Source organism: Streptomyces boninensis (assembly GCF_048572725.1).
GTDB classification, from domain to species: domain Bacteria; phylum Actinomycetota; class Actinomycetes; order Streptomycetales; family Streptomycetaceae; genus Streptomyces; species Streptomyces boninensis.
The window spans coordinates 3,796,931-3,810,546 of record NZ_CP183837.1 but is presented as its reverse complement, the minus strand read 5'-3'; the positions used below and the strand labels follow the sequence as shown (position 1 = coordinate 3,810,546).

The 13,616-nt window shown below is 69.8% G+C and carries 13 protein-coding genes and 1 riboswitch; of the genes, 9 read left to right on the top strand and 4 right to left on the bottom strand.

What is annotated here, in order from left to right:
• The first annotated feature begins 251 nt into the window (after window positions 1-251).
• Both ACNNMR_RS17205 and ACNNMR_RS17200 read left to right on the top strand, forming a co-directional pair.
• Window positions 252-935 (top strand): response regulator transcription factor, encoded by a 684-nt coding sequence (locus tag ACNNMR_RS17205; RefSeq protein ID WP_419995497.1) that lies wholly within the window; start codon window positions 252-254, stop codon window positions 933-935.
• A gap of 38 nt (window positions 936-973) precedes the next feature.
• Window positions 974-2,209: an ATP-binding protein gene (locus tag ACNNMR_RS17200; RefSeq protein ID WP_419995496.1), complete on the top strand. Its 1,236-nt coding sequence runs from the start codon at window positions 974-976 to the stop codon at window positions 2,207-2,209.
• Window positions 2,210-2,217: 8 nt separating this feature from the next.
• On the opposite strand, the gene ACNNMR_RS17195 is transcribed toward ACNNMR_RS17200, so the two are convergent.
• Entirely contained in the window at window positions 2,218-2,706 is a 489-nt protein-coding gene (locus ACNNMR_RS17195) for a GtrA family protein (protein ID WP_419995495.1), read from the bottom strand.
• A 144-nt stretch (window positions 2,707-2,850) separates the two neighbouring features.
• On the opposite strand from ACNNMR_RS17195, the gene ACNNMR_RS17190 reads away from it, so the two are divergent.
• The 4 genes from ACNNMR_RS17190 to ACNNMR_RS17175 all read left to right on the top strand — a co-directional run bounded on the left by ACNNMR_RS17190 (window position 2,851) and on the right by ACNNMR_RS17175 (window position 7,402).
• Window positions 2,851-3,990 (top strand): 5-(carboxyamino)imidazole ribonucleotide synthase, encoded by a 1,140-nt coding sequence (locus ACNNMR_RS17190; RefSeq protein ID WP_419995494.1) that lies wholly within the window; start codon window positions 2,851-2,853, stop codon window positions 3,988-3,990.
• Window positions 3,987-4,505 carry a 5-(carboxyamino)imidazole ribonucleotide mutase gene (purE, locus tag ACNNMR_RS17185; protein WP_419995493.1) on the top strand — a complete coding sequence of 173 codons (519 nt, stop codon included), beginning with the start codon at window positions 3,987-3,989 and terminating at the stop codon, window positions 4,503-4,505. The genes ACNNMR_RS17190 and purE overlap by 4 nt, the downstream gene beginning before the upstream one ends.
• Window positions 4,506-4,622: 117 nt before the next feature.
• A complete protein-coding gene (locus ACNNMR_RS17180) occupies window positions 4,623-5,732 on the top strand; it encodes a dipeptidase (RefSeq protein WP_419995492.1) in 1,110 nt (369 codons plus the stop codon).
• Between the two features lie 276 nt (window positions 5,733-6,008).
• Window positions 6,009-6,178: riboswitch (cyclic di-AMP (ydaO/yuaA leader) on the top strand.
• A gap of 3 nt (window positions 6,179-6,181) precedes the next feature.
• Complete coding sequence (locus tag ACNNMR_RS17175) at window positions 6,182-7,402, top strand: transglycosylase family protein (protein ID WP_419995491.1); 1,221 nt, start codon at window positions 6,182-6,184, stop codon at window positions 7,400-7,402.
• 80 nt (window positions 7,403-7,482) lie between these two features.
• Here the strand turns inward: ACNNMR_RS17175 and ACNNMR_RS17170 are convergent, their stop codons facing one another.
• On the bottom strand, window positions 7,483-7,860 hold the full coding sequence (locus tag ACNNMR_RS17170) for a VOC family protein (RefSeq protein WP_419995490.1): 378 nt from the start codon (window positions 7,858-7,860) through the stop codon (window positions 7,483-7,485).
• A 70-nt stretch (window positions 7,861-7,930) separates the two neighbouring features.
• Between ACNNMR_RS17170 and ACNNMR_RS17165 the strand changes: the two genes are divergently transcribed.
• The gene (locus tag ACNNMR_RS17165) at window positions 7,931-8,455 is read left to right on the top strand and encodes a CGNR zinc finger domain-containing protein (protein WP_419995489.1); all 525 of its coding nucleotides are present in this window, start codon (window positions 7,931-7,933) and stop codon (window positions 8,453-8,455) included.
• 108 nt (window positions 8,456-8,563) lie between these two features.
• Here ACNNMR_RS17165 and ACNNMR_RS17160 read toward each other — a convergent pair whose 3' ends face one another.
• Window positions 8,564-9,904 (bottom strand): UDP-glucose dehydrogenase family protein, encoded by a 1,341-nt coding sequence (locus tag ACNNMR_RS17160; RefSeq protein ID WP_419995488.1) that lies wholly within the window; start codon window positions 9,902-9,904, stop codon window positions 8,564-8,566.
• Between the two features lie 95 nt (window positions 9,905-9,999).
• On the opposite strand from ACNNMR_RS17160, the gene ACNNMR_RS17155 reads away from it, so the two are divergent.
• On the top strand, window positions 10,000-11,043 hold the full coding sequence (locus ACNNMR_RS17155) for an LCP family protein (RefSeq protein ID WP_419995487.1): 1,044 nt from the start codon (window positions 10,000-10,002) through the stop codon (window positions 11,041-11,043).
• A gap of 108 nt (window positions 11,044-11,151) precedes the next feature.
• Window positions 11,152-12,309 (top strand): acyl-CoA dehydrogenase family protein, encoded by a 1,158-nt coding sequence (locus ACNNMR_RS17150; RefSeq protein ID WP_419995486.1) that lies wholly within the window; start codon window positions 11,152-11,154, stop codon window positions 12,307-12,309.
• Window positions 12,310-12,355: 46 nt separating this feature from the next.
• Here ACNNMR_RS17150 and ACNNMR_RS17145 read toward each other — a convergent pair whose 3' ends face one another.
• Entirely contained in the window at window positions 12,356-13,564 is a 1,209-nt protein-coding gene (locus tag ACNNMR_RS17145) for an LCP family protein (protein WP_419995485.1), read from the bottom strand.
• Between the last annotated feature and the right edge of the window lie 52 nt (window positions 13,565-13,616).

Sequence of the window (13,616 nt, the reverse complement as noted above, 5' to 3'; positions counted from 1 at the left end):
CCGGGCATCTGGGCACTCGGCCACCGGGCGCGTTTCCTTAAGGCCCCGGGTGCCGGGCAGACTGAACGTCCGACCAGAATGCTACTTACAGGGGGTGCCACGTCAGGGCACAGCGACCTGGGGGAAGATGGTCACAGGTCCCGAGTTAACGTGACGTTCGGACACTGTATGCGCGCCATAAGAGCTTTGGGTGGATTTGTAATGCACCTCACAACCCCTCCGCACGCTGGGCGTCGGACTACCATCGCCCCATGACCCGTGTACTGCTCGCCGAGGACGACGCGGCCATCTCAGAACCTCTGGCCCGCGCGCTACGCCGTGAGGGTTACGAGGTAGAGGTTCGCGAAGACGGCCCGACCGCGCTGGAAGCCGGCCTGAAGCTCGGCATCGACCTGGTCGTCCTGGACCTCGGGCTGCCCGGCATGGACGGCCTGGAGGTGTGCCGCCGGATGCGCACCGAAGGCCACGGCTTCCCGGTGCTGGTGCTCACCGCGCGCGCCGACGAAGTGGACACGGTCGTCGGCCTCGACGCCGGCGCCGACGACTACGTCACCAAGCCCTTCCGCCTCGCCGAGCTGCTCGCCCGGGTGCGGGCGCTGCTCCGCCGCGGGACGGCCGCCGAGGCCGTGCAGCCGCCGCCCGACGCCCATGGCGTACGCATCGACACCGAGTCGCACCGCGCCTGGATCGGCGAGGAGGAGCTGCAGCTCACGGCGAAGGAGTTCGACCTGCTGCGGGTGCTCGTGCGCGACGCGGGGCGGGTGGTCACCCGCGACCAGCTGATGCGCGAGGTCTGGGACACCACCTGGTGGTCGTCCACCAAGACCCTCGACATGCACATCTCCTGGCTCCGCAAAAAGCTCGGCGACGACGCCGGCAACCCGCGCTACATCGCCACGGTGCGCGGCGTGGGCTTCCGCTTCGAGAAGAGCTAGGGACGAGCCGGGGCCTTCGGACCGGGTAGTTTCCAGGTATGCGACGCCGACTGATCAACTCCACCCTCGCCGTCGTGCTCGTCGTCATCGCGGTCTTCGGCGTGTCGCTGGTGATCGTCGAGACGCGGACCATCGAGAGTGCCGCGCATGACCGGGTGCGGTCCGAGGCGGTGCGGCTCTTCAGCGTCGTGGAGGGGCGGATCGCGGGCGGTGAGCCGGTCACCCCCGAGGCGCTGCACGAGCAGGTCACCGGGGATCGGTTCGCCGTCGTACGGGCCCCGGGGCAGCGGGCGATCGAGCTGGGCAGCGAGCCGGAGACCGGTGGCGTCATCGAGGAGACGCAGACGGGTGCGGGCGGGGTGTCCGTCACCGTCAAGGAGTCCCGCGACGGGGTCAACGGCGAGGTCACCCGGGCCCTGATGATCATCCTGGCGGTGGCGCTGCTGGCCATCGGCGCCGCGGTGCTCCTCGCCATCCGGCAGGCCAACCGCCTCACCGCCCCCCTCACCGACCTCGCCGAGACCGCCGAACGCCTCGGCTCCGGCGACCAGCGCCCCCGCCACCGCCGCTACGGCGTCCCCGAGCTGGACCGCGTAGCCGACGTCCTCGACAACAGCGCCGAGCGCATCTCCCGCATGCTCACCGCCGAGCGCCGCCTCGCCGCCGACGCCTCCCACCAGCTCCGTACACCCCTGACCGCCCTCTCCATGCGCCTGGAGGAGATCACCGTCTCCGACGACCCGGAGACGGTGAAGGAGGAGGCCGCCATCGGCCTCACCCAGGTCGAACGGCTGACGGACGTGGTGCAGCGGCTGCTCACCAACGCCCGCGACCCGCGCTCGGGCCTCGGCATCGAGGTGGACGTGGACGACATCGTCAAGCAGCAGATCGATGAGTGGCGCCCCGCCTACCGCAGCGCCGGCCGCGCGATCGTACGGTCCGGGAAGAAGGACCTCCGCGCGGTCGCCACGCCAGGCTCGGTGGCGCAGGTGCTGGCCACGCTGATCGAGAACGCCCTCATGCACGGCGAGGGCCGGGTCGCGATCCGTACCCGCGTCACCGGCACCCAGATCGTGATCGAGGTCACCGACGAGGGCAAAGGCGTCGCCGCCGAGCTCGGCTCACGGGTCTTCGAGCGCTCGGTCAGCGGCCGCAATTCGACGGGCCTCGGCCTCGCGGTGGCCAGGGACCTGGCGGAGGCGGACGGCGGGCGGCTGGAGCTGGTGCAGCAGCGGCCGCCGGTGTTCGCCCTGTTCCTGGGCCGGGAGCGCTGAGCGGCCCGTCAGCGGCGCGCGTGCACCCGCGGTTCCGTACGGGCGGCCGGGATCACCGGGGGCTCCGGGAGGACCCGGAAGACCCAGCTGCGGTACGACCAGAAGCGGAAGGCCGAGGCGACGATGACGCCGGCGAACTTGAAAATGTTGTTCTCCACTGGGCTGTCCCAGTGGAAGCCGTACGTGGCGACGTAGAGGATGCCGTTCTCGATGACGAGGCCGATGGCGCTGAAGAGCATGAAGAGCGCCAGCTCGCGGGTCCGACCGCTCTTGTCCCGGTCCCGGTAGGTGAAGTACCGGAAGCCGAAGTAATTGAAGACGATGGACACGACCGTGGCCACCATGCTGCACCGGACGACGGGCAGCTCGGTATTGTGCCGGACCAGGTTGAAGACCAGGAAGTTCACCACCACGCCGGCCCCGCCGACCGCCGCGAACTTCACCAGCTCCTCGGTGATGCGCCGTATGCGGGAACTGACTATGGCCCGGTCAGTCATAGTGATCTTCAGCTCCGTCGTTCGGCGGTTGTTCGGCGGTCAAGAACTTCATGCTAACCGCCATCGCTTCTCCACCCGGTACTCTTTCCTCTGGGGGATGCCCCCAGACCCCCGGCAGTACATAAGGCCGATACCCTGGGGTGCGTGACGTTCCCGGTAGTCGGCATGGTCGGCGGCGGTCAGCTCGCCCGTATGACCCACGAGGCGGGCATCCCCCTCGGCATCAAGTTCAAGATCCTCAGCGACACCCCGCAGGACTCCGCGGCCCAGGCCGTCGGCGATGTGATCGTCGGCGACTATCGCGACCTGGACACGCTGCGCGCCTTCGCCCGCGGCTGCGACGTGATCACCTTCGACCACGAGCATGTGCCGACGGAGCACCTGAAGGCGCTGCAGGCGGAGGGCATCCCCGTACGCCCGGGGCCCGAGGCCCTGGTGCACGCCCAGGACAAGGGCGTCATGCGCGCCCGCCTGACCGAGCTGGGCGTGCCCTGCCCCCGCCACCGCATCGTCGCGGACCCGGCGGACGTGAGCCGGTTCGCGGCGGAGGGCGACGGCTTCCCCGTGGTCCTCAAGACGGTCCGCGGCGGCTACGACGGCAAGGGCGTGTGGGTCGTGGACTCCGAGGCGGAGGCCGCCGACCCCTTCAAGGCCGGCGTTCCGGTGCTGGCGGAGGAGAAGGTCCCCTTCGCGCGCGAGCTCGCCGCGAATGTCGTCCGCTCCCCGCATGGCCAGGCGGTCGCGTACCCGGTGGTCGAGTCCATCCAGGTGGGCGGCGTCTGCGACACCGTCATCGCCCCGGCTCCGGACCTGGACCCGGCCGCTTCGGTACGGACCCAGGAGCTGGCCCTCCGTATCGCCAAGGAGCTCGACGTGGTCGGCCACCTGGCGGTCGAGCTCTTCGAGACGGCGTCCGGCGAGGTCCTGGTGAACGAGCTCGCCATGCGGCCGCACAACTCCGGCCACTGGACCCAGGACGGCGCGGTCACGTCCCAGTTCGCCAACCACGTCCGCGCGGTCCTCGACCTCCCGCTGGGCGACCCGCGCCCGCGCGCGAAGTGGACGGTCATGGCGAATGTCCTCGGCGGCGACTACCCGGACATGTACCAGGGCTACCTGCACTGCATGGCCCGCGACCCGGGCTTGAAGATCCACATGTACGGCAAGGACGTGAAGCCCGGCCGCAAGGTCGGCCACGTGAACGTCTACGGCGACGACCTGGCCGACGTGCGCGAGCGCGCCCGGCACGCCGCCGACTACCTGCGAGGAACGATCACCGAATGACCACTCCCGAGTCCGCCGAGACCCCGCTGGTCGGCATCGTCATGGGCTCCGACTCCGACTGGCCGGTCATGGAGGCCGCGGCCCAGGCGCTCGCCGAGTTCGAGGTCCCGTACGAGGTCGACGTCGTCTCCGCGCACCGGATGCCGCGCGAGATGGTCGCGTACGGGGAGGCCGCGGCGGACCGCGGCCTCAAGGCGATCATCGCGGGCGCGGGCGGCGCCGCCCACCTCCCGGGCATGCTCGCGTCGGTCACGACGCTCCCCGTGATCGGCGTCCCGGTCCCGCTGAAGTACCTCGACGGCATGGACTCGCTCCTGTCGATCGTGCAGATGCCGGCCGGGGTGCCGGTGGCGACGGTGTCGATCGGCGGGGCGCGTAATGCGGGGCTGCTGGCGGTCCGTATGATCGCGGCGAACGATGCCGACCTGCGTCGGCGGATGGCCGAATTCCAGAGTGAGCTGAACGAACTCGCCACGGAGAAGGGCCGCCGCCTGCGCAAGCGCGCCGCCGAATAAGCAGCCCGTCCGGCGTTTGAGACTGCAATTGATTTGCGGCTCTGCCGCGGGGGGCGCGAAGCGCCGACAGGGGGTCCGGGGCACAGCCCCGTGTCCTCGGAACGGGAGACGCCGACGATGGCCGACCACCTCGCACACGCCCGCGCGCTCCTCGCCGAGCACCCCGTCGTGGACGGCCACAACGACCTCCCCTGGGCGCTGCGCAAGCAGGTGGCGTACGACCTCGCGCAGCGCGACGTCGCGCAGGACCAGAGCGCGCACCTCCACACCGACATTCCGCGGCTGCGGCAGGGCGGTGTGGGTGCGCAGTTCTGGTCCGTTTTCGTCTCCACCGAGCACGCCGGCGACGACGCCGTCAGCGCCGTCCTGGAGCAGGTCGACTGCGTCAAGCGGCTCGTGGAGCGGCACCCGGCCGACCTGAAGCTCGCGCTCACCGCCGACGACATGGAGGCGGCCCGCGCCGAGGGCCGTATCGCCTCGCTCATGGGCGCCGAGGGCGGCCACTGCATCAATAACTCCCTCGCCACCCTCCGCGCCCTCCACGAGCTCGGCGTCCGCTACATGACGCTGACGCACAACGACAACACCGACTGGGCGGACTCGGCGACCGACGAGCCCGCGCACGACGGCCTCACGGACTTCGGCGAGGAGGTCGTCCGCGAGATGAACCGCCTCGGCATGCTCGTCGACCTCTCCCACGTGGCGCCGGCCACGATGCACGACGCCCTCCGCGTCACCGAGGCGCCGGTGATCTTCTCGCACTCCTCCTCCCGCGCGGTGAACGACCACCCCCGGAACATCCCGGACGACGTCCTCGCTCAGCTCCCCGCGAACGGCGGCGTGGCAATGGCCACTTTCGTACCGAAATTCATCCTGCCGCGCCTCGGTGACGAGACCGAGGAGCAGCAGGCGACCCGCGCCACCGCCGCCGTCGTCGCCGACCATCTCGACCACATGCGCGAGGTCGCCGGCATCGACCACATCGGCATCGGCGGCGACTACGACGGCGTTGCCCACACTCCGACGGATATGTCCGATGTGAGCGGATACCCAACGCTCGTAGCCGAATTGCTCCGCCGTAACTGGTCGGAATCCGACCTCGCCCGCCTCACGTGGCGCAATGCCGTACGCGTACTCAAGGACGCTGAATCGGTCGCAACGGACATCTCGGGGCGTCGTGGTGCATCTGTCCGGGTGTTCCAACTCCCCGGTGACACAGCTCACTAAGGCAATTTTCATGGACATCGAGGGGTGCCGCCCCCGGTGTCCATTTTGCTTCCCTTGCGTCATCTCCCCAGGTAACGGCGCCATTTGAGGGCGTGCTTGCTTTTCGTCACATCGCTCTGAGTGCGGTGATCCACCGCAGCGGGTGAGGTTTGTGATCTGCGGCGCCGCAATCGCCGCTTGTTTCCCGGAAATCGATGTGTTTACGGTGCTCGCCGTGTCCGGCTGAAATGTCCGGGCGCCTCGCAGCCGAACGCCTAATCCTGTCGGCGGCCGCGGGTGAACGACACACCGTCTTTACGGCAGGAGCGGGGGACCCAGGTAAGCCGCCGGAGCTGTGCCGCTCAATACACAGCACCGGCTTGGGGTGAAGTCGCGCATCCCCACGCGACCGGGCATCTCCAGCCCGAACCCGACAGCTCACCTCGCAGGCGTCGGAGAGGAGCATGCCCATGTCCGCACGCGGACGTCACCGTCGTCTCGGTCGAATAGCCAAGAAGCGCGCCACTCTCGTCCTCGCCGCCGGTGGCGCGGGCGTAGCCATCCCGATGATCGCGGGCGGCTCGGCCCACGCCGCCTCCGTCGACACCTGGGACCAGGTCGCCAAGTGCGAGGCCGGCGGCAACTGGTCCACCAACACCGGCAACGGCTACTACGGCGGCCTGCAGTTCTCGCAGTCCACCTGGGCGGCCCATGGCGGCACCAAGTACGCCGCCACCGCCGACAAGGCCACCAAGGCCCAGCAGATCGAGATCGCCGAGAAGGTCCTCGACTCGCAGGGCCCGGGCGCCTGGCCGAACTGCGGCCCCGCCGCCGGCCTCGCCAAGGGCGGCCCGGCCCCGCAGACGCAGGCCGAGGCCCCGAAGCAGGAGGCCGCGCCCAAGCAGGAGGCCCCGAAGCAGGAGGCCCCCAAGCAGGACTCCTCGAACGAGGAGTGGGGCACCAAGGCCGCCAAGCCGGCCCCGCAGCAGAAGCAGACCAAGCCGGGCACGTACACCGTGGTCAAGGGCGACACCCTCTCCGACATCGCGCACAAGCACGACGTCAAGGGCGGCTGGCACGCCATCTACGACGGCAACAAGAAGACCATCGGCGGCGACCCCGACCTGATCTTCCCGGGCCAGAAGTACGACTTCGACGGCGACCGCGACGTCACCTTCGAGAAGAAGGCCGCCGCGCCGAAGCAGGAGGCCCCGAAGCAGGAGGCCCCCAAGACCAAGACGAAGCAGGCGGCTGACAGCGCTTCCTCCTCTTCGTCCGACGGCTTCGTCCGCCCGGTCCCGGGCTCCGTCTCCACCCCGTACGGCGCGGGCGGCGGCATGTGGTCCTCAGGCAGCCACACCGGCGTCGACTTCACGGCCGGCACCGGCACCCCGGTGAAGTCCGTGGCCGCGGGCACCGTCGTCAAGGCCGGCAACGGCGCCGACGGCGGCGCGTACGGCAATGCGATCGTCGTGAAGCTCGAGGACGGCCGCTACGCCCAGTACGCCCACCTGTCGTCCATCTCGGTGTCCGCGGGCCAGTCCGTGAAGGCGGGCGACCAGCTCGGCCTCTCCGGCGCCACCGGCAACGTCACCGGCCCGCACCTGCACTTCGAGATCCGCAGCGGCGCCGAGTACGGCTCGGATATCGACCCGGTCCAGTACCTGCGTTCGCACGGCGTCAGCCTCTAAGCGCGGCAGCTAGCCGATACGGCAAACCCCCGGTTCCGGCGGACCGGGGGCTTTGTCGTGTTTGCGTACGAGCGCGGCGCTCAGCAGGCGCACAGGCAGAACGGGTGCCCGGCCGGATCCGCGTACACCCGCCACCGGCCCTCGCCGATCTGATCGTCGAGCAGCTTCGCGCCGAGCGCCAGCACGCGCTCCTGCGCGGCGTCCAGCTCCGCCCGCGGCACCTCCAGGTCGAGGTGGAACTGCTGGCCGCGCTCCCCGTTCGGCCAGTCCGGCGGGACGTAGTCCGCGGACTGCTGGAAGGCCAGCACCTGTCCGCCGGGCGCGGCGAACTCCACCCAGTCGGGCTCGGCCGGGTCCCCCTTGATCTCGCCCCCGTCCAGGATCGCGCGGTAGAACTCCGCGAGCGCACGGTTGTCCGGACAGTCCAGCGCTACGGGCCCCAGCTTGGCGATGGCCATGGCGTTACTCCTTCAGGCGCTTTACCGGTAACGGCTTCTCGTTACCCCATGATGGGGTGACACAGGTAACATGGCAAGGGTGGACACTCCGCCGGGCCTGCAGCTGATCCAGGATTTCGTGAACACCCTGGACGTGGAGACGGGCCAGGACGACCTGGAGTCGTTCCTGACCGACACGCGGGTCTCCGCCCTGTCCCTCCGCAAACGCGACCTGCCGCCGCTCACCCGCCTCCGCGAGACGCTGCGGGCGGTGTGCCTGGCGCACGCGGGGGCCGCGCTGCCGCCGGACGCGCGACGGGAGCTGGAGGGCCTGCTGGCGGCGGCTCCCTTGCGGGTGACGCTGTCACGGGAGGGCGGCGCTGAGCTGGAGCCCGACCCCAGGCTGCAGCGAGTGGAGGCGCTGACGGCCCGTATCGCCGCCGCGATCGCCGCGGGGGCGGCGGACGGCACGTGGGCCCGACTCAAGGCCTGCGAGGCCGAGGACTGCCTATGGGCGTACTACGACCGCAGCCCGGCGGGCCGCCGCCGCTGGTGCACGATGGCGGTGTGCGGAAGCCGCGCGAAGATGAGGACATACCGCACTCGGCAGCGCTAGGAGGGGACGGGGTGGAACGACGCCGCCGAAAAAACCCAGCACCGAGCAGCAGCCGACCACCAGGTTTTTTCGGTGGTGTCGTGGAACCCCGTCCCCGGCCCACGCGCCCTACGCGTTCGGCCGCCCCATCCCGCGATACGTCCACCCGGCCGCCCGCCACTTCTCCGGGTCGAGGGCGTTCCGGCCGTCGACGATGCACCGCCGCGCGGCCACCGCGCCCAGCTCCGCCGGGTCCAGCTCGCGGAATTCGCGCCACTCCGTCAGGTGCAGCACCACATCCGCGCCGCGCACGGCCTCCAGCGCCGACTCCTCGTATCCCAGCGTCGGGAAGAGCCGCCGCGCGTTGTCCATCCCCTTCGGGTCGTACACCGTCACCTGGCCGCCCTGCAGATGGATCTGCCCGGCGACATTCAGCGCGGGCGAGTCCCGGACGTCGTCCGAGTCCGGCTTGAAGGTGGCGCCGAGCACCGCGACCCGCTTGCCGAGGAAGGAGCCGCCGCAGATCTCGCGGGTCAGCTCGACCGCGGCGCCGCGGCGGCGCATGTTGATCGAGTCGATCTCGCGCAGGAAGGTCAGCGCCTGGTCCACGCCGAGTTCGCCGGCCCGCGCCATGTACGCGCGGATGTCCTTCGGCAGGCAGCCGCCGCCGAAGCCGACCCCCGCGCGCAGGAACTTGTGGCCGATCCGCTCGTCATAGCCGAGGGACTCCGCGAGTTTTACGACATCGCCGCCCGCGGCCTCGCAGATCTCCGCCATCGCGTTGATGAACGAGATCTTCGTGGCGAGGAAGGCGTTCGCCGAGGTCTTCACCAGCTCCGCCGTCGGGAAGTCCGTCACCACGAAGGGCGTGCCCTCCCCGATCGGCGTCGCGTACACCTCCCGCAGCAGCTTCTCCGCGCGCTCGCTGCGCACGCCGACCACGAGCCGGTCCGGGTGCAGGGTGTCGTCCACGGCGAAGCCCTCGCGCAGGAACTCCGGGTTCCACGCCAGCTCCGCCTCGGCGCCGATCGGCGCCAGCTCCGCCATCCGGGCGGCCAGCCGCTCGGCCGAGCCGACCGGCACGGTGGACTTGCCGACGACCAGGCAGGCCTTGTGCAGGTGCTTGGCGAGCGATTCGATCGCGCTGTCCACATACGACATGTCGCAGGCGTACTCGCCGTGCTTCTGCGGCGTGTTCACGCACACGAAGTGCACATCGCCGAAGTCCGCGATCTCGGCCCAGTCCATCGTGAAGCGCAGCCGCCCGCTCGCGCCCTCAAGACCCGCGACGTGCTTCGACAGCAGCTCGTCCAGGCCCGGCTCGTACATCGGCGCCCTGCCGGACGTCAGCAGGTCGATCTTCTCGGGTACGACGTCGAGGGCGAGGACCTCGAAGCCCAGCTCCGCCATGGCGGCGGCGTGCGTGGCGCCGAGGTAGCCGGTGCCGATCACGGTGATCTTCGGGGCCATGAAGGGGGTCCTCCGTTTAGCGGGGGCGGGGCCGCCCCCGAGCATAACCGCGGGGCAGCACAACCCTGCCCCGCCCCGGGCTGTCTGACGTGAATGTGAATGACAGCACCGCTGCCGCCGTAGCGGCCGCCGACGCGCCCGCCACCGAGCCGGCCCCGCCCCAGAGCCCCGGCCACCGCCGCGCCCGCCGCCCGCGCGGCCGCCGCGTCCTCCTCGCCGCCCTGGCCCTCCTCGCCACCGGCGCCCTGCTCGCCGTCGGCGGCGTGTGGTGGGCGTACGAGCACTACACCGGGCGCGTAGACCGCATCCCCGGCGCCTTCCCTACGAACGTGCCGAAGAAGGACCAGCCCGCCCCGGCCAAGGGCGGCGAGACGTATCTCCTCGTCGGCCTCGACGCCCGCTCCGACCTCCCGACCACTGGCCGCTCCGCCAAGGCCCCCCAGTGGAAGCCCGGCGCGCAGCGCAGCGACACGATGATGCTGGTCCACCTGCCGGAGGACCGCGGCGCCGCCTACGTCATCTCGCTGCCCCGCGACAGCTGGGTCCCGGTCCGCGGCCACGGCGACGCCAAGCTGAACGCCGCCTTCTCCTGGGGCGGCCCGCCGCTGCTCATCGACACGGTGCAGCGGCTCACGGACGTACGCGTCGACCACCTCGCCGTCATCGACTGGAGCGGCTTCAAGCGCCTCACCGACGCGGTCGGCGGCGTCACCGTCGAGGGCAAGGAGATGAACGGCGAGCAGGCGCTGACCTACGTACGGGAGCGGAAGCACCTGCCGCGCGGCGACCTAGACCGCACCCAGCGCCAGCAGCGCTTCCTGAAGGCGGTCGCGGACAGGACAATGACCCCTTCGAACCTCTCCAACCCGCTCAAGGCCAAGCGCCTCCTCGACGCCGTGACCGCCACGGTCAGCGTCGACGACCGGCTCTCCGACTCCGACCTCCGCGACCTCATGTGGGGCATGCGCAATGTCCGCACGTCCGACATGACCTTCATGAACGCCCCGGTCGGCGGCCTCGACACCATCAAGGGCCAGTCGGTGGTCCTGCTCGACAAGAACGAGGCCGACCCGCTCTGGGAGGCCATGCGCAACGACACGCTGGACGACTACCTCGCCAAGCACCCGCCCGCGAACTAACCGGCGCGGGCGCCATGTCGCGAACGTCACGTAGGCCGCTTTGGGCGGCAGCGCCTACGATCGAGACTGTCGTTACTTAACGGTAGTTAGCGTGGAGTGGAGAGAGCCTTGGCAGGAGCGCCCGAATTCGACCTGTACCGGCCGGCCGAGGAGCACGACATGCTCCGCGACGCCGTGCGCTCGCTCGCCGAGGCGAAGATCGCACCGTTCGCGGCCGAGGTCGACGAGGAGGCCCGCTTCCCGCAGGAGGCCCTCGACGCCCTCGTAGCGAACGACCTGCACGCCGTGCACGTACCGGAGTCCTACGGCGGCAGCGGCGCGGACGCCCTCGCCACCGTCATCGTCATCGAGGAGGTGGCCCGCGTCTGCGGCTCCTCCTCGCTGATCCCGGCCGTCAACAAGCTGGGCTCGCTGCCGGTGATCCTCTCCGGCTCCGAGGAGCTGAAGAAGCAGTACCTGACGCCGCTCGCCAAGGGCGACGGCATGTTCTCGTACTGCCTCAGCGAGCCGGACGCCGGGTCGGACGCGGCCGGCATGAAGACCCGCGCCGTACGGGACGGCGACTTCTACGTCCTTAACGGCGTGAAGCGCTGGATCACCAACGCCGGCGAGTCCGAGTACTACACGGTGATGGCCGTGACGGACCCGGAGAAGCGCAGCAAGGGCATCTCGGCCTTCGTCGTCGAGAAGGGCGACGAGGGCGTCTCCTTCGGCGCCCCGGAGAAGAAGCTCGGCATCAAGGGCTCGCCGACCCGCGAGGTCTACCTCGACAACGTCCGCATCCCCGCCGACCGCATGATCGGCGCCGAGGGCACCGGCTTCGCCACGGCGATGAAGACCCTCGACCACACCCGCATCACCATCGCCGCCCAGGCCCTCGGCATCGCCCAGGGTGCCCTCGACTACGCCAAGGGCTACGTCAAGGAGCGCAAGCAGTTCGGCAAGCCGATCGCCGACTTCCAGGGCATCCAGTTCATGCTCGCCGACATGGCGATGAAGGTCGCCGCCGCCCGTGCCCTGACCTACCAGGCCGCCGCCGCCTCCGAGCGCCTCGACGCGGACCTCACCTTCCAGGGCGCGGCCGCCAAGTGCTTCGCCTCGGATATCGCCATGGAGGTCACCACGGACGCGGTGCAGCTCCTCGGCGGCTACGGCTACACCCGCGACTATCCGGTGGAGCGGATGATGCGGGACGCCAAGATCACCCAGATCTACGAGGGCACCAACCAGGTCCAGCGCATTGTGATGGCCCGCAACCTGCCGTAAAGGCACGCTACGGGCCACCCCAGGAGAAGGTCACTGTCGCACCGGCTCACTTGCCGGTGACGGTGACCTTCTCGTCGTTCTTGACCTGCTCCAGCAGCTGCTTCGCCTTCGGCTCGTCCCACTTCAGGACCGAGCCCGCGCCCGGCATATTGCCGCCGGGGACGGTCGGCAGGTTCAGCGAGTTGCCGTCGCCGCTGTTCACCGACTTCATCGCCATGAACATCTTCAGCAGTGTGTACGGGCCGTTGTCCTTGTCGACGACCAGGGTGTCCAGACCCGCGCCCATCGTCGGGTAGAGGCTGAACGGGTTCAGGATCGTCCCCGGGCTCGCCGCCTTCTTCGCGATGGCGTTGAGCAGCTTCTGCTGGTTCTTGGTCCGGCCCAGGTCGCCGTCCGCGAGCGCGTAGCGGTTACGGGCCATGGCGAGGGCCTGCTCGCCGTTGAGGTCCTGGCAGCCGGCCTTGAAGTCGGCGCCGGAGTTCTTGTCCTTGATCGGCTTGTCGAAGCACATCTCGACGCCGCCGAGCTCGTCCACGATGTTCGCGAAGCCGCCGAAGCCGATCTCCGCGTAGTGGTCCATCTTCAGGCCGGTGTTGTACTCGATGGTGCGCACCAGGAGGCCTGGCCCGTCCTGCGAGTACGCCGAGTTGATCTTGTTCTTGGTCGCCGGGTACTGCTTGCCGCTGTCCGAGCCCTTGAAGGCCGGGATCGTCACGTACCAGTCGCGCGGGATGCTGATGAGGGTGTTTCCGTTGTCACCCTCGTGCAGGATCATCATCGAGTCGGTGCGCTGGCCCTCGGACGAGCCGGTGTGCAGGCGCTTCTTGTCCTCGTCGGACAGGCCCGCGCGGCTGTCGGAGCCGACGATCAGGGTATTGGTGCCCTCGCTCGAAGGACGGTCCTCGACCTTGCTGAGGTCGACCTCCTTGCGCATCTTGCTGTCGGCCCAGAAGTACGTGCCGATCGACACGGCGAGCACGAACACCACGAGGGTGATGAGGCCCACGGTGATCCGCTTGCGCCAGTTCGGCCGGGGCTTGTAGCCGCCGCCACCGTACTGGTCGTCGCCGCCACCGCCGCCTCTGTAGACCTGCCCCTCGTTGTAACCGTCGTCGTACCGTCCGTAGTCATGCTGCGGCGGCACGCCGGGCCGCTGGGTCGGCATGACTCGCGTGGGCTCCGGCTGCGGGCCGCCATTGCCGCGCCCGACCCGGTCCCTGCGGTCGTCGTTCCATCCATTCGGCCAGTCGTTCATGCCGTGAAGTGTGCCTTGATCGGCGTGTCGGTTTGAAGTGGGGTTCCGAATC